The organism is Legionella sp. km772 (assembly GCF_003989735.1).
In the GTDB taxonomy this organism is placed as follows: Bacteria; Pseudomonadota; Gammaproteobacteria; order Legionellales; family Legionellaceae; genus Legionella.
Map to the genome: position 1 here is coordinate 1 of NZ_RZGQ01000024.1, position 21,432 is coordinate 21,432.

A 21,432-nucleotide genomic window follows, 5' to 3' on the forward strand; every position below is an offset into this window, starting at 1 on the left:
ATCATCATGATCCTTATTTTTATTTAGCGATAAACTATGTATCATAAACCAATTCGTTGGTCGATAACTGCTCTCAAAAATGACTACAAAATTTGGTGGAAGTGTTCAGTAGATTTGAACCATCCCAACTATTTCAAAGTACAGTTAATAATAGCGCTAAGCCCGCAGTTTATCGGAGTATTTCCTTAATAAGGTAGTATTCTAACCCTTCTTGTCGGTAATGAGAAAGATTAAATGGGACTGATGCAGCCTGCTTCTTATTCTTTTTTATACTGATAATAGCTAGGGGCAAGTTTATCTGTCCAATTATAAATACCGGTTATTTTTTTAACTAGGTTAAGATTATTATTCACTTTTTGTAAGCGAGTTCGATATTGCTTTATTTTAGACATCGCCACATAAAAATCATTACCTAAGTCAGCCCCATCCTTAGTTAGATAATCAATAAGCGTAACCAGCTGTTTATCAATATACACTACTAAGCGGTTGGCTTGGCGACAGTCGGTGGTAATGAGTTTCGATTTTTGCGCCACCATGAGGCAATTGAGGGCTAAAAATTCGGCAGTGAGTGTTTCTTTATCGAGTGTGTTTAAATCAGTCAGCAAGGAAGCAGCTTGGCTATAGCTGCCCCATAAAATAAGTACTCCCAACAATAATCGTTTTATCATGGTTCCCTCCAATGCATGCAATTATTTAGATTATAGTTCTTATTTAGGTTTATTTTCGTTATCTATTGCGAAGAGCTCTTGAGTGTTAACAGCACCCAATTAAAGGATTTACTTTTCAAAATCAAAAGCATCTGAAAACAGTTGCTCTTTCGGCACTCCTTGCTCAGCTAAGACATCTCGAAGGCTATACACCATTTCAAAAGGTCCGCTCAATACAATTTGCCATTCCTTTAGATCTTGTGCATGGCGAATTAATAAATTGGACAATAAATTTTCTTTACTGGCTTCGGAGAGGAATGAATAGTATTTAAACCGCGAAATATGCGCTTGCCAATTAAGTACTTTTTCATCTAAATACACATCACTTTGCGAGCGCGCCCCCCAAAATAATTCGAAGCTCCTTGGATCAGCATCGGCTAACAACTGTTCAATCATGGCATTGACGGGAGCAAAACCTGTTCCACCTGCTATAAATAAAATAGGTCGCTTAGGATCCATTTTATCTAAAGAACAATTACCATAAGGTAGCTTTAAGCTAACACAGCCATGCTTTTTAATATAAGCGAATAAACTTTGATTATAAGGATTATCAAGGCTATGGCGGATATGTAATTCATAATGCTGGGCGCCTAAAGGTGCATTGGCAATCGAATAACTGAATTCTTGCTCTTCACAGAGAATATTTAAATATTGCCCCGCCTGATAATCCACATAGAAATTAGGTTTTAAAATTAAGTGCATAATGCTGTCAGTCAAAGGGACAATTTTTTCAACTTGAGCTTCGACTACCTGTTGCATCATTTATCTATTCCTAGCAAAGACCAATACTCATTGACTTTATTAATTATGTCTTCATCCATAACAATGGGCTTACCCCACTCCCGTTGGGTTTCTCCCGGCCATTTACTTGTCGCATCTAAACCCATTTTAGAGCCAAGTCCAGAAATGGGGGAGGCAAAATCCAAGTAATCAATCGGCGTATGCTCTACCATCACTGTATCACGCGCCGGATCCATACGGGTAGTCATGGCCCAAACAACATCGTGCCAATTTCGCGCATCGACATCATCATCACAAACAATGACAAATTTAGTATACATGAATTGGCGTAAAAAGGACCATACCGCCATCATAATACGCTTGGCATGGCCAGGATATTGCTTTTTCATCGTCACAACAGCCAAACGGTAAGAACATCCTTCTGGGGGTAGATAAAAATCAACAATTTCGGGGAACTGCTTTTGCAATAAGGGAATAAACACTTCGTTTAAGGCAAGCCCTAAAATAGCCGGCTCATCGGGGGGCCTTCCTGTATAGGTGCTATGATAAATAGGATCATCACGATGGGTTAGCCGTTCCACCGTAAACACCGGAAAGGATTCTACCTCATTATAATAACCAGTATGATCACCAAAAGGACCTTCCGGCGCCTCAACTCCTGGTTCTAAATATCCCTCAAGAATTATTTCGCCGCTCGCCGGCACATGTAAATCATTGCCAACACAACGCACCAACCGGGTTCGTTGACCACGTAATAAACCTGCAAAGGCATATTCCGACAAAGCATCAGGGATAGGAGTAACTGCCGCAAGCAGGGTTGCAGGATCAGCACCTAAAGTCACGGCAATAGGAAAACGCTCGCCTGGATATTCCTTTTGCCATGCTTGATAATCTAACGCACCACCCCGATGTGATAACCAGCGCATGATTAATTTATTTTTAGCTAGGAGTTGCTGGCGGTAAATACCCAAATTTTCCCTATTTTGATAAGGACCCTTGGTGGTCACTAATCCCCAAGTAATCAAAGGTGCTACATCACCTGGCCAGCAGGTTTGGATAGGTAATTGGGTTAAATCTACTTCATCGCCCTCAAAAACGTGGCTTTGGCATTCAGCTTTACTGACATAATTAGGGGCTAATTTAAATGCCGGCCTTAGTAAACGTAATTTATTAAAAACGTCTTTAATGCCTTTCGGGGGCTCAGGTTCTTTTAAAGTTGCTAAAAGTTGGCCAATTTCTCTTAATGCCGCGACAGACTCAGCGCCCATACCCAAAGCAACACGTTCGGGAGTGCCAAATAAATTAGTCAAAACCGGCATAGAGCAATTTGGCGTGTTAGTAAACAATAAAGCAGGACCACCCGCTTGCAGCACGCGATCACTAACTGCCGTCATTTCTAGGTAGGGTGAGACTGGATAATCAATTCGCTTTAATAAGTTACGTGATTCTAACTGGCTAATAAAATCTCTTAGATCAGCATATTTCATGAATAGGTTCTCAACGAGCCAAAATAAGTTAAATAAAGATGGTGTTCTCAGTACTTGGGCTTAGCTGTAGCCCCCTCTTACCGGCAAAAGCAAGAAGAATCGACTATTTAGCACCATGCTAAAAATCAGATCCCCGCCGAAGCGGGGATTTACAAGCTAAGTTCCAGATTGAACGCTAAGTTTCTGTAGTTTCTTAACTTGGCCGCCATACCTAACTCGGCCTCACGCAAGCCTTACTCTTGGCGTTTCATTGCATCAAAAAATTCCGCATTGGTCTTATGGTTTTTCATCCGTTCTAATAGGAAATCAATGGCATCGCATTCATCCATTGATTGTAGAATTTTGCGGAGAATCCAAGTGCGTTGTAAATCTTCGGGAGATAATAAAAGATCTTCGCGGCGTGTACCTGAACGATTAATATTGATAGCAGGGAAAATACGGCGCTCGGATATACTCCGGCTTAGATGAATTTCCATGTTACCTGTACCTTTAAATTCTTCGTAAATAACTTCGTCCATTTTTGAACCAGTGTCTACTAGGGCTGTAGCAATAATCGTTAAACTACCGCCCTCTTCAATATTACGTGCAGCACCGTATAAGCGCTTAGGTCTTTGTAAAGCGTTAGCATCCACCCCGCCCGTTAATACCTTGCCTGAAGCAGGCACTACCGTGTTGTAAGCCCGTGCTAGGCGGGTAATAGAATCTAATAGAATGACCACGTCACGTTTATGCTCTACTAGGCGTTTTGCTTTTTCAATAACCATTTCAGCCACTTGCACATGACGGTTCGCTGGCTCGTCAAAGGTACTTGCAACCACTTCACCTTTTACTGAGCGTTGCATTTCCGTCACTTCCTCGGGACGTTCATCAATTAATAACACAATGAGATAACATTCAGGGTAGTTTTTCTCTATCGAACGTGCAATATTTTGCAACATTAAGGTTTTACCGGCTTTGGGCGGAGAAACAATTAAGCCACGCTGACCACGGCCAAAAGGCGCGCATAAATCCACTACTCGCGCAGTCAGATCTTCGGTACTGCCATTACCTTGCTCCATTACTAAACGTTCAGAAGCAAACAAAGGCGTTAAGTTTTCAAATAGAATCTTACGTTTGGCGCTGTCTGGAGTGTCGTAGTTAATTTGATCTACTTTTAATAAGGCAAAGTAACGTTCGCTGTCTTTAGGGGGACGGATTTTACCCGAAATGGTGTCGCCTGAGCGCAAACCAAACCGTCTAATTTGACTAGGAGAAACGTAAATATCATCAGGACCCGCTAAATAAGAGCCATCCGCTGAACGTAAAAAACCAAAGCCATCAGTTAGCACTTCCAACACGCCATCACCATGAATGTCTTCACCTTTTAAGGCGTGGGCTTTAAGGATTGCAAAAATAATGTCTTGCTTACGCATACGAGAGGTATTTTCTACTCCCATCTCTTGAGCGATGTTAACAAGGTCGGCAATAGGTAATTGCTTAAGTTCACTAAGATTCATACTTCTCACTTTGATTGGTTATTAAAAGAATTGACTATCCGGGAAAATTTTAAGTGAATAGCAGCTAAGACTTTGCTGCCTATGCGGCATATATTCTATATACACCACATATTTTTAGCAGGCTATCACAGCTTTGAAAGAAGATCCAACTTTTTTTGCATTAAAAATATTTTTTATCGCAAGCAACTAGCTATGACTTTCAATAAAAGCACTCAGTTGTGATTTAGTAAGTAAACCCATTTTTACCGCTTCTACTTGACCATTTTTAAATAGAATAAGGGTAGGAATACTCATTACACCAAACTTTGATGGTGCTTGGGGGTTCTCATCGATATTAATTTTTGCAAAAGTTACGTCTTTACTATGGGTTGCAGCAACGTCTTCAAGAATTGGAGTTAGGGCGCGACAAGGACCACACCATTCAGCCCAGAAATCAACTAATACGGGTTTAGTAGATTGAATTACATCTTGCTCAAAACTACCATCAGTTACTACCTTAATATGATCGCTCATAGAAAACCTCAGTTATTATAGATCTCTCTATTATAGATCACCGCCAACAGCTTGCAACAGACTTAAGGCACTAATTGCAGCAGTTTCTGTACGTAAAACCCTTGGACCTAAAGATAAAGGGGCACAATGGTAGTGCTCAGCTTGCGCTATTTCCATCTCACTAAAGCCACCTTCAGGTCCAATAATTAAAGCAATTTCTGCCGCATTAAACTGATAATTTTGCCAGCCTTTAGCATTTTGGGTGTGTAGGATGAATTTTAAATCGACGGTAAGTGTTTGTAAAAACTGTTCTAAATAAACCGGCGGTTGCACCAAAGGAACTTTATTTCGGCCGCATTGCTCACAGGCAGCAATTACAATGGACTGCCATTGCTGGATTTTCTTCATCATCCGCTCTTTATCAAGCTTAACCGCACAACGTTCAGTAATTAAAGGCGTAATACTCGCAACACCTAGCTCAGTCGCTTTTTGCATCACCCACTCCATGCGCTCACCTTTGGAAATAGCTTGCCCTAAATGTAATTGCAAAGGCGATTCCCGGCTCATTTCCTGGGCTGCGTCTATAGAAACAAAAACCTGCTTTTTTTTAATTACGGTGATGGTGCAGAGAAATTCGACATTCATTCCATTAAAAAGAGTGAGTGGTTCCCCTACTCGCATCCTTAAGACCACCGCAACATGCTGGCCAGCCTCTGGAGATAATTCCAGTACTTGCCCCTTCTCATAATCACCCGCTTGATAAATCCGCACTTCTCTCATAAGACCTACGACCTAAAACCTAAAATAATTTCGCCTTATCATAGCATAATTCAAGCTGCCACTTTAGCTTTGCAGTAAAGAGGTATCGACTTGATACCAGGGAAAATCATCCACAACTTTTTCGGCCGCAAGGTATTGCGCCGCCGAAATAGCTCCTGCCTGCCACAGATCCTTGCAAATTACTAATACGCGTTTACGGCTAAACGGGCTTAATTGCTGTTGTGGAAAGGATTTTGAATAAAGTCGGGGATTGGGCAGTAAGTGAACGAGGTAGGCGGATTCCAAAATAGTCAAATCAGCCGGTTTTTTATGAAAATAAAACTCAGCCGCCTGTTTAAATCCAAAAATATTTGGCCCTAGTTCGATCAAATTTATATATTTTTCTAAAATTTGCTTTTTGCTTAAGTTATTTTCAAGTTTAATAGTTAAATAAGCTTCTTGTATTTTGCGATAAATAGTTTTCTCACCACTTAAGTAAAGATTTTTAACGACCTGCTGGCTGATGGTAGAGCCGCCCCGAGCAAACTGCCAATTAAAAAGATTTTTTTTAAGGCTGGTCATGATTTCATAAAAATCAAAGCCATGATGCTCATAAAAACCACTATCTTCGGAAATTAAAAGAGCTTGGAGAGCAATAGCTGAAACCTTGTTAATAGACACATAGCTAGGATTAGACTCACAGAGCTTAATCTTGTGGGTAGAAGTTTCTGGACAACCCTGAATAAGGGCCATTGTTGGTGTGGTAAATAAGGCATACAAGACGTAGCTTGCGAAGCCCAGTAATAAAAAGATAAAGCACCGAATGCTTGTTATTTTCATTTCAGCTACCTTTGGCCCATTATTTTGCAAGGAATAGTAATCATAGAAGACAGCGCATTTAGTTTAATTAGCCCTTCGCCAGGGCGCTAAAATCAAAGCGATAAGTATCTAGATGCTCTACTGCAGCCGCAATTTGCTCTGCCCCGAGCTCATCACCCTGCTTCAAACGTAAATTCGCCAATACTTCGAGATATTTTGGCGCATAGTACGGATCAATAGGGTAGAGCAAACCTTGTTCTAGGAGATTTTGCGCCTGCAATAATTGATCCTGCTCCAATAAAAAATAACAGATAGTTAAACGCTCAAAATTTGCTTGGGGCTTTAATTCGATAAACCTTGCAAATGACTTTTCCGCCTTAACCGCATCATTTTGATAGAGGCCCTTGATTAACCCTTGCTGGAAATAAGGCTCCGCATTATAGGGGTGCAAAGCAATAGTTCTTGCAATGAGTGCCTCCGCCCTGGAAATTAATTTAAGTTGTGCGTGTTCATTAGTGGCTTTTTTCGCCTGCTCCAAATAAAGCGCGATTAAATTATTATAGACATCAGGACTACCAAGGTATTGTTTAGCCTTATTATAAGCCTTAATCGCGGCAGGAAATTGGGCTTGATTGATGTAATCATTCGCTTGTTCTGAATGATAGGTGTAATGCATTAAATTTAAAAATGCACTGGCAAGAAAGAGGAAGAGCATAGCCAAGGGAATATTTAATAAGGTTTTAAAACGCGCGCTTACCTGGAGGCTGTACGAAGCAATATAGCCTTGGTTACTAAGATTCCAATAAACAAAGCCCAATAGCACACCGAGGAGGATATTAAAGGGAAGGATATAAAAACTGAAATCGACAAAAGCATGGAGCGCTAAAGAGCTGAGGGCAGCAATTTGGGTGGTAAGGGCTATCTTGCTCAGTGATGAACTACTGCATTTTCGTAAATAAGCGAGGCTGTAGTAAACAAAGCTTAGGATTAAACTCAATAACAGGGAGATCCCTACCGTGCCCGTTTCAATTAAAAGTTGTAAATAATCATTATGCGCATTTTCTAGAGTAGACCCATCTCCAGGTAAGCTAAAGGCTGGATAATAATACTTAAAATTATCAAGCCCTAGGCCATACCACGGTGAATTCTGCCATAGGTGCCACGCACCTTTCCAAATGATAAGTCTTGATTTTTCCTGGGCCAAGAGATCAAGTCGATGCTGAATAGCCTCCCCAGCACTAAATCCTAAAAAAATCATCGACAACCCAATTAAGGCAATGAGTAATAAAACGCTTATAATTGTCCTTCGCTTGCTAAGGCATATAAAAAGAAAAGTTAAAGAAAGTGCATAACTTAAATAGACACCCCGGCTAAAACTTAATAACAAAGCAAGGTTAAACAAACAAAATAAAACGCCATACAAAAATATGCGTTGCTTAGGGATGCTTGCTTCACCGTTTTTGCCTGTTTGCGGACTCAAAAATTCGGAGCTAAGTATTATCGCCGCGAGCATAAGAAAAGCACCATTACTAGTCCGCGAAGCAAAGGGACCGGTGGCCATATAGTGATAGCCGTAATGTTGAATTATTGCCCACCAAGAAAATATAAAACCTAGGAAATAAATAAGTTTTTTAAATTGCTGCCAGTTTTTCTCTAAATGAGTACTAGCGCTAAGCGAAAAAAAGGCTGAAATCCAAGCGCAGCATTGAAATAAGCCATACTGGGCCATAGGTTGCACCGAATTCATAACAATCGGTAAACTACTATTTAGAAACCACGTCAGTATTAAAAAAATGATAATGTTAAGCTTTAGCTTTTCTTGCTTACCCCGCCAATTTAAGCCTATTGCCAGAAAAGATAGCAGCGCTAATGCGCCGCTAATTAAAAGAACCTGTAAATCCTTATGCTCGATTGGGAAAAAAGAGAGCGCCAATAAGCAATATAAACCATAAATAAAGCAAGAATTTAGTTTAGTCATAGCCTTAAGGCCACCCTAAGGTGGCATTTAAAAAAAGTAAATCAATTAGGCGAGCCATTTCGCTTGTAGGTAAGGACCACTTAAAGTAAGGTCATTACCTTCTAGCACATTAAAATAATTAATTACCGACCATCCTGCAGATAATGCTACTCTTGCTTGTGCTAGCGGCTTATCGTAAGTTAGGCCTAGTTTTGCCTCAAGCTCAGGAATAGATAGACTAGCACTCGTATTGCGGAAGCTCTGAGAAGCTGAAGCAAATGGGAGTGAGGCAGAATCATCGGACACATTTTGGTTACTTCGTGCTAATAAAATTGAAAAAGCGCTCGAAGCAAAGAGCGAAAAATTATCTTTTAATTTGTAATTTCCATCAAGCCCTACGCGGGGACCAACTCCTTCATATTTATTACCGGTAAAGGTGTTGGAGGTGAAGCTCGAACGTCCGCTTTCGCTATCGCTACTCACCGAAAAATGGGCTGTGTTAAAGTTATTTTTTATATTTAAATATTGAACCCCGGCAAAAAGCCGAGTACGGGTCCGAGGGGACAAATCGAAGGACTGTGCAAATTCGGCGTTTACTGCGTTAAGTTTAATTTTTCCGCTAACTAGATTTAAATCATCATTAGTGCCAATAGTACCAGTATTATAATGATTTTGAGAAAAATCGGTGCCACGGTAATCTACCGAATAATACATCCAGCTCAAATTCACATCACCTTGCTCGGAAAAGTGATAGCGCCCATCAAGAATTCCGCCCCAATCCCAAGGTCCTTTACCAGAGGTATTACTCCAATCAACCCCAAAGGTATTAGAGTTGTTTGAATTAGCAATAGCATTACTCGGTAAGGAATCGGAATATGCTTTTAAATATAAGGCAGTCAAACCAATATCAAAGTGTGAGCGTTCACAAGCAAGACCATCCTTATCACAAGTGCTAACTGCCGTGGCATGGGCGAGCGGATTTAAAACAAGCATAATAGGGGCGATAAAAGCAATTATTTTGTTAGGCATGACAACGTCCTGTATTAGTCAATAAGAGTTAATAGGAATCGATTATAAGCTGATAGTATTCTTAATTACAAGCAGGCTTAGGCGATCATAAAGCGGAATAAACGAGGCCTAATTCATCCCCTCACTTAGAGTGCAAAGCCACCCCAAGGATGGCGCTTAAAAAATGAGCAATGAACTAGCCGACCCATCTTCCTTGCAGGAAGGGACCGCTCAAAGTTAGGTTATTTCGATCATCATCGAGTAGATTAAAATAATTTATAACCGACCAGCCAGCAGATATGGACGCGGTGCCATTAGCTAGTGGCTTGCTATAACTGAGCCCTAATTTTGCCTCGAGTTCAGGGACTGCTATGTCACGGCGTAGCGTACTATAGCGGGAACTATTATTAGACTTGCCAGAAGAGCTTAACGTGCGTCTGGCTAATAATATAGTAGCAGCGCTATTAGCAAATACGGAGAAGTTGCCCTTTAATTTATAATTAGCATCAAGGCCTAAACGTGGCCCCACCCCATCATATTTATTCTCAACCACACTACTACCGGTATTAATTGCAGGACCCGTATCAGTTGCAAAAACACTATAAGAATAGCCCGTGGATTTCTTTTGAACGTTTAAATATTGCACCCCCGCAAACAGTCGAACTATACTGCGAGGAGTGATCGCCAAGGTTTGACCAAATTCAGCGTTGACCGAATTGAGCTTAACTCTGCCTGAGCCTACCGATATACTATCAGTAGTAAAAAGACCCGCACCAAAATTATCAACACGGTGCGAGATATCGGTGGCACGATAACCCACAGAATAAGACATCCAGCTCAAGCTCAGATCATTGTTATCAGAAAAATGATAGCGGCCGTCAAGAATGCCTCCCCAATCCCAAGGTGCATAGCCCGAGGTATTCGTTCTATCCGTATTTAAAAATGATGTGCTGTTAAAGCCATTTACTGAGTTGCGAGGTAAAGAACTGGAGAAGGCTTGCAAATATAAGGCAGTCACTCCCACCTCAAAGCTCGATTTTTCGCAAGCAAGACCATCTTTATCACAGTTCTTAAGAGTCCCTGCATGGGCTAGAGGCTCCAAAAACATTAGAAGGGACAAAGAATAAGCGCTTAGTTTTCTAGACATGACAACGTCCTGTATTAGTCAATAAATGGGAAGAAGCTTCGATTATAAGCTGATACTATTTTGAATTACAAGCAAGGCTGAAGCAACTTAAAATACATTACTTACTTTCCTCTCTCTATGCTAAAATTTTGCAATTAAATCGACAAGGAATAATAAAAATGAGTGAATCGCGTATTGAATCTGACAGCATGGGTGATATTGAAGTAGCTGCGAACAAATATTGGGGGGCACAAACCGAACGTTCTTTACACCATTTTAATATTGGTAAAGACTTAATGCCTATTGAGCTAATCCACGCGTTCGGCATTTTAAAAAAAGCAGCAGCCTTAACTAATTTAGAATTAGGTAAATTACCGAAAGATAAGGCGGATTTAATTGTCAAAGCAGCTGACGAAGTGAGCCAAGGAATGCTCGATGCGCACTTCCCTCTCCATATTTGGCAAACCGGCAGCGGTACGCAATCGAATATGAATGCCAATGAAGTGATATCAAACCGTGCGATAGAACTGGCGGGCGGTATTATGGGGAGTAAAACGCCTATCCACCCAAATGATCATGTGAATATGTCACAATCCTCTAATGATACCTTCCCTACAGCAATGCATATTGCCGCAGCCCTAGCCTTTAATAAGAAGCTCATTCCAGCAGTACGCAGTTTACGCGATGCTTTAGCAGTGAAGATGGCGGCATTTAAAGATATCATTAAAATTGGTAGAACTCACTTACAAGATGCAGTCCCCTTAACCCTAGGCCAAGAATTTTCAGGTTATGTGGCACAACTGGACTCCTGCATTACGCGTTTAGAGGAAGTCTTACCCGAACTCTATGAGCTTGCTGCAGGCGGCACTGCCGTGGGAACCGGGCTTAATACTCATCCCCAATTTGCCAGTAAAGTAGCCCAACAAGTTGCCCAATTAACAGGCCTCCCCTTCATCACTGCTCCAAATAAATTTGCTGCTTTAGCCGCCCATGATGCACTCGTATTTGCCCATAGCGCTATGAAAACCTTAGCCTGCGCCTTGATGAAAATTGCCAATGATATCCGTTGGTTAGCATCAGGACCTCGTTGCGGTATCGGCGAATTAATTATCCCGGAAAATGAACCAGGTTCATCGATAATGCCTGGTAAAGTAAATCCGACGCAAAGTGAAGCCATGACCATGGTTTGTGTACAAGTATTAGGTAACGATACCGCAGTAGGAATTGCGGGTAGTCAAGGTAATTTTGAATTAAACGTCTTTAAACCCGTGATTATTTTCAATGTCATGCATTCTTTGAACTTGCTGGCCGATACTTGCCATTCTTTCCAAGAATTTTGTGCCGAAGGTATTGAAGCAAATCACCCTGTAATCGATTATTACCTCAATCATTCTTTGATGTTAGTTACGGCCTTAAACCAGCATATTGGTTATGACAAAGCAGCAAAAATTGCGAAAACCGCCCATCATGATAATAGCTCCTTACAGGAAGCGGCGCTTAAACTCGGATTTTTAACTGCGGAAGAATTTAAACAATATGTAAATCCGCAAGAGATGGTTAATCCCCAGTAGCTCACTAGGTGAGGTGGGTTTCGGCCCACCTCTCGTTTAATTCACAAAACTTTGAATTACATTTTGCATCAGTTTCATATTGTGCGAATAATCCACGGGAATATTAATCAATACTGGGACTTCGGCGCGAATGGCTTCTTGCAACACGCCAGCTAACTCAGCCGCGTCTTTAATAGTATATCCCTTACATCCAAAAGCAGCCGCATAGTGCTCGATATCATAACTCCCAAGCTCCACCCCCGCGGTTTCACCTTTATAATGAGCTGATTCTTGAAAGGACACCATGTCATAGGAATGGCTATCCCAGATTAAATGGATAAATTTAACGCCTAAGCGTTTCGCTGTTTCTAACTCCATGGAGCTAAATAAAAAGCCTCCATCACCCGATATTGAAATAATTCGGCTATTAGGATGCAATAAACTGCTGGCAATAGCCCAGGGCAGAGCAACACCCAGGGTTTGTTGGCCATTACTCACTAAAACTTGGCGGGCATATTCTGCACCGTAATAGCGGCTCATCCAAATGTAGTTAGAGCCTATATCAAGGGCTATATGGGTATCCTTGGTGACGATTTGGCGCAATTCATGAATAATACGCAAGGGATGAACGGGTGTTCCATTAAAATGTTGCCCCTCATTACTTATACCTTCATTTTCTTTAAAAGCAGCCGCTGTTTCATTAAGGAAATCTTTAGAAATTTGGCAAGCAAGTTTATCCAGCAAATGATCTAAACTACTAGCGATATCCCCCACTAATTCCACTGCCGGTAAAAAGGCATTATCTTGGGGACAAGCAATTACATCGAGCACCACTAAAGGACGTTCCTTGTTTTTATTCCATAAAACAGGTTCAAATTCAATCGCGTCATAGCCAACGGTGATAACGCAATCAGATTGATCCAATAACTTATCAGCAGGTTGGTTACAAAATAAACCCACTCTTCCCGCAAAAAGGGCTTGTTCCTCCGGCTGCGCCCATTTTCCTGGGCCTTGAAAGGTCGAGGTATAAGGAATCCCGGTTTTTCTCAGAAAATTTTTTATTGCGCTTGCATAAGAAGGTCTTGAGGCATCCATGCCAAAAAGAATCATGGGTCGCCTACTTTTATTAATGATTGCCGCAGCAGCTTCCATCATCTCGATGCTTGCCGCTCCTTGTTGTACACTTTTGCCCCAGCGAGGATTAATCGTGCCGGGAAAAGGCGCAAGTCCAATATCTTTAGGCAATGAAATAAAGGCTGCCCCTTGCCGCCCTCCTTCTGCCGCGCGGATAGCGTTTCCCATAATTTCACCGAGCTGGTCAGGGGTTACCACTTCGGCACTGTATTTAGTAACGGCCTTCATTAAGGTCACACTATCTAGCGATTGGTGGGCTTTTTTTAACCGCTCATTAACGGAGACTTCGCCACCAATTGCAAGCACAGGATCCCCTTCACTGGTTGCCGTTGAAAGACCGGTTACTAAATTGGTTACACCTGGTCCTGATGTTGCTATACATACCCCTATTTTCCCTGTTAGCCGTCCGAACGCTGCGGCCATAAAAGCAGCATTTTGTTCGTGACGAACCAGAACCAATTTTATCTTAGAATGATTTAAGGCAATAAAAAAGCTATCGATTTTTGCACCGGGAACACCAAACACATGAGTCACCCCTAAATTTTCAAGTATTTTTACTAAGGCTTGAGAACAATTAATAGTTGCGCTATCCATGAAACTCTCCGAGAAGATGCTGCTGCTATGAGGTGCTTCCTCATGAGGTGCTAAGGGCTTATTGATATGAAAAATATAGATAATATTCTGAGCAATTGCAAACTGTTACATCCAAAACGCAGTGACAAAACCCCTCTTCATGCTAAACTAATTTATAAGAAAAACGCTGCAGTCTTTTCCCTTGGAGATTATATGCCTAAGCGCCACCCATTCAGCAATATATGTAAAACTAGAATCTCCGCCTCACTAAAACAGGCTCTAGAAGAACGTTGTTTAAGAACAGGGGAAAGCGTCGATCACATCATTCAAACCGCCTTAGCTGAAGAACTCGATGTGGAACACCATACCATCTTTCAAATTTCTACCTCAACCGCTTTAGTTGAAGGCGTTTATCAAGGCTGTGTCAGTATCGCTGAAATAAAACAACATGGTAATTTTGGCTTAGGTACCTTTGATTCCCTAGATGGTGAAGGTATTATGCTGCAAGGCGAGGTTTGGCAAGCTAAAGGCGATGGTAGTTTAGCTAAAGTTGCCGATAGCACGCTGGCTCCATTTTGGGTGATGACGAATTTTAAACCCGATCGCTGTGAATCGTTAAACAAGGTTTCCTGTTGGGAAAATTTGTGTGCACAAATAGATAGGCATAGGAACTCAGAAAACCTTTTTTTCTCCATCCATTTATCCGGAGTTTTCCATTCCATAGATTATCGGGTAGCCTGTAAAACAAGCCCAGGAACCGATTTAGTAACTGCCACCGAACAACAAGCCCTCTTCCATTTGGAGGATTGCGCAGGCGATTTAATTGGCTTTTGGTCGCCGCATTATGCCAAAACCCTCAATGTGCCTGGTTACCATCTACATTTTCTTAGTAAAGATAAACAACATGCGGGACATGTACTTGATTTGAAAGCGGATAAGTTAGACTTAGAACTCAGCGAACAAAACCATTTAAAAGTGGCACTACCAGAATCCAATGCATTTTTACAAGCTGATTTAAGCGCTGATCCAGCTGCCGCTTTAGCTAAAGCTGAAATGGGAAAACAAGCGCAATAAACAGTCGAATCAAATCTTTCCTAATTCGGAAAACTAGTAACTGACTATTAAAAGCAAATCTTTTGCTAAGGCTTAAACCATAATTAAGTTTTATTTCCAGTTTATCGTATGCTCATCCATACAGAGTGGCCAAAGCCTAATGCACTTGCCTAGTTCTATTCTAGGCCTCAACTGCAAGCATTTGGCCACCGACTGGCGAAAAGAATCGTTCCGCTATTGAATTACTGGTAATTGCGGTGCAGCGGCACGTTTTGGACCTGGGGTCGTTTTTTGCACCGGTTCTTTTGAGGAAGAACTACTGGCTTTTACCGCAGCAGTTTTGCTTCCTTTTACCTGCTTGGTAGCAGCTTGCTGCTCATAAGACATTGGAGCTTGTTGCTCATTGCGACCTTGTTCATACATTAGGCAGCTGCTAAGACCACCGACTAAGGATAAAATCATACTCCATTTTATTGTATTGCGTAACATCAGAACTCTCCCTGCAAATGATTAGTACAACTTATTGTTTTAAAAAGTTTTTAATACCTTATAAAATATAACAGGACTTCGCAAAATCCCCAAGTATAAAAATAGTCTTTACAGCGATTTAACTTCTGTTTTTGCTCTCAATATGTTTATAATTTCCTCTTCATTCTTTAAAGGACTATTATGATTTATGAAAATATCCTAGATACTATTGGACGGACACCCGTTGTAAAAATTAATCGCCTTAATCATGAGCTACAATGTGAACTTTATGCGAAATGTGAATATTTCAATCCAGGTGGTTCAGTCAAGGACCGTATTGGCTATGAGATGATTAAACAAGCCGAATTAGAAGGCCGCATTAAACCTGGGAATACCTTAATTGAACCTACCTCGGGAAATACCGGCATAGGTATTGCTTTAGCAGGCGCGGTATTAGGTTATAAAGTAATCATCACTATGCCTGAAAAAATGAGCCAAGAGAAACAATCTGTTCTCGAGCGTTTAGGTGCTACTATTTATCGTACCCCTACTGAAGTCGCCTCAGATCATCCTGATAGCCATATTTCTTTAGCTAAGCGCCTGCAAAAAAAAATACCCCACTCCTATATACTGGATCAATACGCCAACCCCAATAACCCTAATGCCCATTACAATGGCACAGCCCTAGAAATTATCGAAGACTTTGGCAAAGAATTAGATATGGTTGTTGCGGGTGTAGGTACCGGAGGGACTATTTCAGGCATAGCAAAACGCCTTAAAGAATATAACCCCCAAATTAAAATTATTGGTGTTGATCCCGAAGGTTCTATCTTGGGTGGGGGAACGGAGGTAAAATCCTATCAAGTAGAAGGAATTGGTTATGATTTCTTCCCCGATGTCTTGAATAATAATTTGATTGATCGCTATATCAAAACTAATGATGCTGACTCCTTCCGCACTGCAAGGCAACTCATTCAAGAAGAAGGTTTATTAGTTGGTGGCTCCTCAGGCGCTGCTATGTGGGGAGCCTTACAAGCAGCTAAAAGCTTAAACAAAGGGCAAAAATGCCTGGTGATCTTACCCGATTCTATTCGTAACTACATGTCCAAGTTTGCTAATGATCAATGGATGCAGCAAGCAGGCTATAGTCTGTGAGCTTACACCCGGGCGATAACTCGCCTAAGCACTTGGCGGCTCTCATTTAGATCACGCAGGTTATCCTGGGTGGACTAATGAAACTGTCAACAGAAAGGGAACACTCAGAGCACACCTTCACCTAAGCTTGCATAATAAGCAAGCTTAGGCTGCAGGAGCCGAGTGACGTCGCAGAGGTTGATCTAAAGATTCAAAGAACTCATCCGTATTAATATGCCCCGTACTAAGACCCTTAGCTAAGGCTTCAGCCAACATGGTAGTCTCTTCATCCTCACGCTTCCCAGGAAGATCAACAATCTTAGTTTTTCCATACTTTGCTTCTAAACGGGCAAAAAGTTGGGAATTGGATGGAGGCAAAAATTTGATAAATAAGTCGATTAACTTTGTCTTGGTTAGTTCACCATCAAAAATTAATCCATTTAGAATACTCATATTGTGCACATAGTTGTGCCAAATATCATCATTATCTGCAGCAATTTCTTTAAGTTGCTTCGCAATATTTTCATCTTCACCAAGTGCTAGTGGTTGAGGCCCAGCAATGGCTAATTGCCCCACATAAGTGAACTCATCTTTATTTTTTACGCGAGGAAAATAATGCTTATCTTGTACTTGGATCTCCATTTTAAAGGGAGACTCGGGCTCAGCAAAAGTATAAGTATCACGATGTCTTAATTCTTTATTAAGCTCTTTAAACGATAACACTAATTTTATTTTCAATGCAGCAGCTAAAGCAGCCAAAGCAGAAGGAGGTAGTGGTGTATCCATTGCCCTTAACAAATTTACTGAGGACTCATTACTTAAATCTTGCAAACTTTCTTTATAGGCTAAAGGATTTTTCAATATTTCATCGATAGTTATTTGTCGTAAAACATAAGCTAAGCATTCAACAAATTCTGATTTACGGGGGGTATTAATCAATAAACGCATACGCTCCAATGGCGTTAGGTAAACTTGATTAATTTTATAATCGGGAAAATAAGCAAAAAATTGGCTTAACAGCTCTTTTAAGCTTGCTTCGGGAAGCGAAACACCATTTTTTAAATTATCTATAAACGCTACCGCTAACGCATGAAAGGGTTCCCCACCCACATCAATAACAGTCTTTTCAGCGCCTGTTTTTTTCTTTTCCACCACTGTTGTTCTTTTAAAAAAACTGGTGCTTGGTAACATAATACTCTCCTAACCCTCAGGTGTATCTTCTATTCTAATGAATCTAGATTAAGGAAATATTAACTTTTTTACAGTGTAGTTTAAAAAATTAAAAATAGACAACTTTAAATTCAGCATGAAACCATGAGCGCCAAATAGATAAAGTAATGGACAGCAATGATAAATTATTGAAGGACTTAGCCGTACTAAAGTAATATAAAGATCTATAGACAATTTACGCAGCTCTGCTCTTTTAGCGGTGGAAAAGGTATAATAAATCGGCGGGCGTGCCTTATAGTACTTAAGTTACAAGGATATTTAATGTCTATTTTTAAGAAATTCAAAAAATTTTACCGTGCTTCAGCAGAAAACAGGACCCAGACGCACCTGTTTCTTGGCTTTGTAGTAATTCCAATCATTGGCATGACTGTTTTATATATTTGCGTAAGATTATTTTGGCTATAATTGATGCCTCTTGCCGTCTGCAAAAAAACAACAGAGGTTTTAGCTATATTCTCCTCTTTCGAGCGCTAATTCGCCCGTGGTAGATAGTTCCCAAAAATTCGTTATAGCACTACACTATTTTGAACTCATTGATGATCGATTTTGCTCACCAACTGCACCCCAGTAAGGATAAAAGGAGGCCACATGGAACCCCAGGATCAACAGGACTTAGCGACGCTTAAAGAACTATTAAGACACAGCAGTGAGTTTATAGCCTATTTTGAAATTGCTGAAAGCAAGATGCTGGAATGGAAACAGCTTTTAGAAGAACAAAGGGTCTATATTGGCCAACAGCAGGAGGCTCTCAAGAGTGAGCTAAATGCAATTAATAGCCATTTATCCGAGGCCGGGGTTACGCGGTTTCGGCTGTCCGCCGAACATATTCTCATGCAAAGCGAGGCCCATTTAAAAACCCTAGAACAAAGCGCCGCCCAGTTTATGAGCCAATTAAAGCAGAAAGAGCAGCAACTAGAATCTTTTACCCACCAATGTATCGGAAAAATTGAACAGCAAAGCCAAAAAGCAATTGACCATCTTGCTCAGGAATTAAAGCAGTATGATGTAGCTCAATTTCATCGCATTGCTAATGAAAGTTGTGTGCACGTAGAGCGGCTTGCCCAAGCAACCATTCATAAAAGCCAACGGGTTTTAGGCTTGTTTCAATTAAAACATGGCCTATTGGCAATATTCACTACCATTTTAACCGCCTTTATTGTTGCCTTATACCTCAATGGTGAGCTACCTTGGGAAATGCATCATAAAGCAATCAGTGAGCGACAGGCCGGCAAGGTATTACTTGATGCTTGGCCTAGTTTGAGTAAGGAAATTAAAGCTAAAATTTTACGTGATGAGCGCTACAATGAGGGCTAATTATGGACTTGAACTCTTAACTACTATTCTTATTTTTTTTATGCTAAGCATCGCCTGCCTGTTATACAAACAACAAAGAAAATATTGGCGACTAAGAGCCTGGCAAAAAAACCTAGAACTGAACAAACATCTACCGACCTTGCAAAAAATTTATCAAGATATTGATGGCTTTGCCTTATCACGTCAAGCACGACTTAATTATGATGTCCTGGATTACATTTATGGTGAAATTAATTTTCTTTCATTCATTGCTTTACTTTCTTTAGCCAAACCTAACCAACACACTGTATTTTACGATTTGGGTTGCGGAGTGGGCAAAGCGGTTATTGCTAGCGCACTGGTTTTTCCTATGCAAAAAAGTGTCGGGGTTGAAATTCTCCCTGAACTCTATAATTCATCGTGCCAAGCTTTAGAGCTGCTCATGCAATTTGAATCGGCTACAACCGCAGCCGGCAAGGTCCATTTTATTTTAGGCGATTTTCTCAAGGTCAATTTAGACGAAGCCAATTTTGTTTTTGTTAACTCCAGTACACTATTCGACACAACTTGGAAAAGCCTGTGCCAGCGGTTAGATGATTTACCTCATATTCAAACCGTGATTACCACCAGCAAACCGCTGCTCTCTAAGCTCTTTAGCCCAGAGCGGCACACCACCATTCAAATGAGTTGGGGCGTAGTTCCAGCTTATATCCATTTCCGCAAAACAATTTCGAACAAAGCAATTGAAAATATTGAATAATTTCTATCCCTGTCTATACTTATAAGACAAGAGAAATTGTCAGCTCCTGATGTTTTTTGGTAGCAGACTACCGTTCACGAGACAACAAGAGGTGGGTATGATTAAATCCGAACTCATTGAACAGATGGCCGCTAAAATGACACACCTAACCGAAAAGCAGGTAGCCGATGGTGTCAATAAAATATTAGAGTTGATGAGTCAAGCACTGATTGAAAATCAACGCATTGAAATTCGCGGTTTTGGGAGCTTTTCTCTGCATTATCGCCCACCCCGCAATGCCCATAATCCCAAAACAGGGGAAAAAGTGGTGACTGAGGCCAAACATAGCCCTCATTTTAAACCAGGGAAGGAACTACGCGAACGAGTTGATGCCTCGCGCAGCAAACATCCCTTGCCGAAGGAAAAAGAATAAGAGGAACTACTTACCCTAAGTACACTGACTTAGGGGTAATTCACTCATTCCTTTAGCGTTCAAAAAGCCTAAAATTATGTTCACGACAGTGCATCCCTGCTTCCACAGGAGGTATCCTCTGAATTCTCATCCCTCATAATGCTCGGAGGTTTGCTATACCTGGGATTCTATACTTAGAGTTGAACTTTTTTTGTTGCCGGGACTTAAGCGCGCGGTAAAGTAACTCCGGTTTGACCTTGGTATTTACCTGCCCTGTCACGATAAGAAACAGCACATACCTCATCGGCTTCTAAAAAGAGCATTTGTGCAACCCCTTCAAAAGCATAAATTTTGGCCGGAAGGGTGGTGGTATTAGAGAATTCTAAAGTCACATGTCCTTCCCATTCGGGCTCTAGGGGCGTCACATTGACAATGATACCACAGCGGGCATAGGTTGATTTACCCAAACAAATAGTTAAGATATTACGGGGAATGCGAAAATATTCTACCGTCCTTGCTAAGGCAAAGGAGTTCGGGGGAATAATACACACATCGGATTGCACATCAACAAAACTATTTTCATCAAAAGCTTTGGGATCAACGATAGCCGAATTAATATTAGTAAAAATTTTAAATTCATTGGAGCAACGCACATCATAGCCGTAGCTGGACACGCCATAAGAAATAATACGACCAGCTTCATTTTCTCTTACTTGCCCTGCTTGAAAGGGGGAAATCATTCCCTGCTCCAGGGACATTTTTTCGATCCAGCGATCTGATTTAATAGACACGATAACCTCGTTTACATGCAAACCTAGAGTTCTATCACAAAATGCAGAGAAACGAAAGTTTGTAAGGCATTTAAGGGTAAAAAATATACAGCCTAAAGAGGGGTCAATCGCAGCCAGGCACCAACTGCTGCTTCCGTGTATTGAATCTTTCATAGGCATAATTTAAAACTTAAGCAATATGAAAAGACCTTTTTTACTATGCCCTATTAAGAGCGGCAGCAATCTGGTCCCAGGGGTTTAATTATCGATTAGGTGTCGCGGATAAGACTGTGGGGCAATGCCAACATTGGGTTCCTTGCCACTTATTTTTACCGTTCAAACACTTACTGCTACCTGCCGCGGCTTGTCCGCGGCATCCAGTCGAATTAAATCATTGGCAAAGTTATCTATAGATCTCGCCATTTTGGCTGAAGTTCCTCGATTAAATTTAGTCTCTATTTCTAAGGACTATGTTTGCAACACT

General features: G+C 41.0%; 20 protein-coding genes. 6 read left to right on the top strand and 14 right to left on the bottom strand.

The window, feature by feature from the left end; genetic code table 11:
* Window positions 1–257: 257 nt before the first annotated feature.
* The 10 genes from ELY15_RS04600 to ELY15_RS04645 all read right to left on the bottom strand — a co-directional run bounded on the left by ELY15_RS04600 (window position 258) and on the right by ELY15_RS04645 (window position 10,613).
* A complete protein-coding gene (locus ELY15_RS04600; RefSeq protein ID WP_127098481.1) occupies window positions 258–668 on the bottom strand; it encodes a hypothetical protein in 411 nt (136 codons plus the stop codon).
* Window positions 669–776: 108 nt separating this feature from the next.
* Entirely contained in the window at window positions 777–1,469 is a 693-nt protein-coding gene (locus tag ELY15_RS04605; protein ID WP_127098482.1) for an NAD(P)H-flavin reductase, read from the bottom strand.
* Window positions 1,466–2,935: a 4-hydroxy-3-polyprenylbenzoate decarboxylase gene (gene ubiD, locus ELY15_RS04610; protein WP_127098483.1), complete on the bottom strand. Its 1,470-nt coding sequence runs from the start codon at window positions 2,933–2,935 to the stop codon at window positions 1,466–1,468. The genes ELY15_RS04605 and ubiD overlap by 4 nt, the downstream gene beginning before the upstream one ends.
* Before the next feature lie 233 nt (window positions 2,936–3,168).
* Window positions 3,169–4,431 carry a transcription termination factor Rho gene (gene rho, locus ELY15_RS04615; RefSeq protein ID WP_127098501.1) on the bottom strand — a complete coding sequence of 421 codons (1,263 nt, stop codon included), beginning with the start codon at window positions 4,429–4,431 and terminating at the stop codon, window positions 3,169–3,171.
* A gap of 186 nt (window positions 4,432–4,617) precedes the next feature.
* On the bottom strand, window positions 4,618–4,944 hold the full coding sequence (gene trxA / locus ELY15_RS04620) for a thioredoxin (RefSeq protein ID WP_127098484.1): 327 nt from the start codon (window positions 4,942–4,944) through the stop codon (window positions 4,618–4,620).
* Window positions 4,945–4,974: 30 nt separating this feature from the next.
* Entirely contained in the window at window positions 4,975–5,703 is a 729-nt protein-coding gene (locus ELY15_RS04625) for a 16S rRNA (uracil(1498)-N(3))-methyltransferase (RefSeq protein WP_127098485.1), read from the bottom strand.
* A 63-nt stretch (window positions 5,704–5,766) separates the two neighbouring features.
* On the bottom strand, window positions 5,767–6,522 hold the full coding sequence (locus tag ELY15_RS04630) for a biosynthetic peptidoglycan transglycosylase (protein ID WP_127098486.1): 756 nt from the start codon (window positions 6,520–6,522) through the stop codon (window positions 5,767–5,769).
* A gap of 67 nt (window positions 6,523–6,589) precedes the next feature.
* Window positions 6,590–8,479 (bottom strand): O-antigen ligase family protein, encoded by a 1,890-nt coding sequence (locus ELY15_RS04635; RefSeq protein WP_127098487.1) that lies wholly within the window; start codon window positions 8,477–8,479, stop codon window positions 6,590–6,592.
* Between the two features lie 45 nt (window positions 8,480–8,524).
* A complete protein-coding gene (locus ELY15_RS04640; protein WP_127098488.1) occupies window positions 8,525–9,487 on the bottom strand; it encodes an Lpg1974 family pore-forming outer membrane protein in 963 nt (320 codons plus the stop codon).
* A gap of 175 nt (window positions 9,488–9,662) precedes the next feature.
* A complete protein-coding gene (locus ELY15_RS04645) occupies window positions 9,663–10,613 on the bottom strand; it encodes an Lpg1974 family pore-forming outer membrane protein (protein ID WP_127098489.1) in 951 nt (316 codons plus the stop codon).
* 158 nt (window positions 10,614–10,771) lie between these two features.
* Here ELY15_RS04645 and fumC point away from each other — a divergent pair, with 158 nt between their 5' ends.
* Window positions 10,772–12,163 (top strand): class II fumarate hydratase, encoded by a 1,392-nt coding sequence (gene fumC, locus ELY15_RS04650; protein ID WP_127098490.1) that lies wholly within the window; start codon window positions 10,772–10,774, stop codon window positions 12,161–12,163.
* Window positions 12,164–12,199: 36 nt separating this feature from the next.
* Here the strand turns inward: fumC and alsS are convergent, their stop codons facing one another.
* Window positions 12,200–13,870 carry an acetolactate synthase AlsS gene (gene alsS / locus ELY15_RS04655; protein ID WP_199744165.1) on the bottom strand — a complete coding sequence of 557 codons (1,671 nt, stop codon included), beginning with the start codon at window positions 13,868–13,870 and terminating at the stop codon, window positions 12,200–12,202.
* Between the two features lie 66 nt (window positions 13,871–13,936).
* Between alsS and budA the strand changes: the two genes are divergently transcribed.
* On the top strand, window positions 13,937–14,923 hold the full coding sequence (gene budA, locus ELY15_RS04660) for an acetolactate decarboxylase (protein ID WP_199744166.1): 987 nt from the start codon (window positions 13,937–13,939) through the stop codon (window positions 14,921–14,923).
* Between the two features lie 213 nt (window positions 14,924–15,136).
* Here budA and ELY15_RS04665 read toward each other — a convergent pair whose 3' ends face one another.
* The gene (locus ELY15_RS04665; RefSeq protein ID WP_127098491.1) at window positions 15,137–15,391 is read right to left on the bottom strand and encodes a hypothetical protein; all 255 of its coding nucleotides are present in this window, start codon (window positions 15,389–15,391) and stop codon (window positions 15,137–15,139) included.
* Window positions 15,392–15,571: 180 nt separating this feature from the next.
* Between ELY15_RS04665 and ELY15_RS04670 the strand changes: the two genes are divergently transcribed.
* Complete coding sequence (locus tag ELY15_RS04670) at window positions 15,572–16,525, top strand: PLP-dependent cysteine synthase family protein (RefSeq protein WP_127098492.1); 954 nt, start codon at window positions 15,572–15,574, stop codon at window positions 16,523–16,525.
* A gap of 144 nt (window positions 16,526–16,669) precedes the next feature.
* Here ELY15_RS04670 and ELY15_RS16360 read toward each other — a convergent pair whose 3' ends face one another.
* Window positions 16,670–17,695: a hypothetical protein gene (locus ELY15_RS16360; RefSeq protein ID WP_199744167.1), complete on the bottom strand. Its 1,026-nt coding sequence runs from the start codon at window positions 17,693–17,695 to the stop codon at window positions 16,670–16,672.
* 627 nt (window positions 17,696–18,322) lie between these two features.
* On the opposite strand from ELY15_RS16360, the gene ELY15_RS04680 reads away from it, so the two are divergent.
* The 3 genes from ELY15_RS04680 (at window position 18,323) to ELY15_RS04690 (ending at window position 20,199) form a co-directional block, all read left to right on the top strand.
* Complete coding sequence (locus ELY15_RS04680) at window positions 18,323–19,048, top strand: hypothetical protein (RefSeq protein ID WP_127098493.1); 726 nt, start codon at window positions 18,323–18,325, stop codon at window positions 19,046–19,048.
* Window positions 19,038–19,787 (top strand): hypothetical protein, encoded by a 750-nt coding sequence (locus tag ELY15_RS04685; RefSeq protein WP_127098494.1) that lies wholly within the window; start codon window positions 19,038–19,040, stop codon window positions 19,785–19,787. The genes ELY15_RS04680 and ELY15_RS04685 overlap by 11 nt, the downstream gene beginning before the upstream one ends.
* 97 nt (window positions 19,788–19,884) lie before the next feature.
* Window positions 19,885–20,199: an integration host factor subunit beta gene (locus ELY15_RS04690; protein ID WP_127098495.1), complete on the top strand. Its 315-nt coding sequence runs from the start codon at window positions 19,885–19,887 to the stop codon at window positions 20,197–20,199.
* 203 nt (window positions 20,200–20,402) lie between these two features.
* Here ELY15_RS04690 and dcd read toward each other — a convergent pair whose 3' ends face one another.
* Window positions 20,403–20,969 (bottom strand): dCTP deaminase, encoded by a 567-nt coding sequence (gene dcd, locus ELY15_RS04695; protein WP_127098504.1) that lies wholly within the window; start codon window positions 20,967–20,969, stop codon window positions 20,403–20,405.
* Between the last annotated feature and the right edge of the window lie 463 nt (window positions 20,970–21,432).

Coding starts and splice junctions, on each gene's coding strand:
- ELY15_RS04635 (WP_127098487.1), bottom strand. CDS start 8,479: ATGACTAAACTAAATTCTTGCTTTATTTATGGTTTATATTGCTTATTG.
- ELY15_RS04670 (WP_127098492.1), top strand. CDS start 15,572: ATGATTTATGAAAATATCCTAGATACTATTGGACGGACACCCGTTGTA.
- ELY15_RS04665 (WP_127098491.1), bottom strand. CDS start 15,391: ATGTTACGCAATACAATAAAATGGAGTATGATTTTATCCTTAGTCGGT.
- trxA (WP_127098484.1), bottom strand. CDS start 4,944: ATGAGCGATCATATTAAGGTAGTAACTGATGGTAGTTTTGAGCAAGAT.
- ELY15_RS04605 (WP_127098482.1), bottom strand. CDS start 1,469: ATGATGCAACAGGTAGTCGAAGCTCAAGTTGAAAAAATTGTCCCTTTG.
- ELY15_RS04640 (WP_127098488.1), bottom strand. CDS start 9,487: ATGCCTAACAAAATAATTGCTTTTATCGCCCCTATTATGCTTGTTTTA.
- alsS (WP_199744165.1), bottom strand. CDS start 13,870: ATGGATAGCGCAACTATTAATTGTTCTCAAGCCTTAGTAAAAATACTT.
- ELY15_RS16360 (WP_199744167.1), bottom strand. CDS start 17,695: ATGTTACCAAGCACCAGTTTTTTTAAAAGAACAACAGTGGTGGAAAAG.
- ELY15_RS04690 (WP_127098495.1), top strand. CDS start 19,885: ATGATTAAATCCGAACTCATTGAACAGATGGCCGCTAAAATGACACAC.
- ELY15_RS04680 (WP_127098493.1), top strand. CDS start 18,323: ATGGAACCCCAGGATCAACAGGACTTAGCGACGCTTAAAGAACTATTA.
- budA (WP_199744166.1), top strand. CDS start 13,937: ATGAAAAATATAGATAATATTCTGAGCAATTGCAAACTGTTACATCCA.
- rho (WP_127098501.1), bottom strand. CDS start 4,431: ATGAATCTTAGTGAACTTAAGCAATTACCTATTGCCGACCTTGTTAAC.
- ELY15_RS04630 (WP_127098486.1), bottom strand. CDS start 6,522: ATGAAAATAACAAGCATTCGGTGCTTTATCTTTTTATTACTGGGCTTC.
- fumC (WP_127098490.1), top strand. CDS start 10,772: ATGAGTGAATCGCGTATTGAATCTGACAGCATGGGTGATATTGAAGTA.
- ELY15_RS04600 (WP_127098481.1), bottom strand. CDS start 668: ATGATAAAACGATTATTGTTGGGAGTACTTATTTTATGGGGCAGCTAT.
- ubiD (WP_127098483.1), bottom strand. CDS start 2,935: ATGAAATATGCTGATCTAAGAGATTTTATTAGCCAGTTAGAATCACGT.
- ELY15_RS04625 (WP_127098485.1), bottom strand. CDS start 5,703: ATGAGAGAAGTGCGGATTTATCAAGCGGGTGATTATGAGAAGGGGCAA.
- ELY15_RS04645 (WP_127098489.1), bottom strand. CDS start 10,613: ATGTCTAGAAAACTAAGCGCTTATTCTTTGTCCCTTCTAATGTTTTTG.
- ELY15_RS04685 (WP_127098494.1), top strand. CDS start 19,038: ATGAGGGCTAATTATGGACTTGAACTCTTAACTACTATTCTTATTTTT.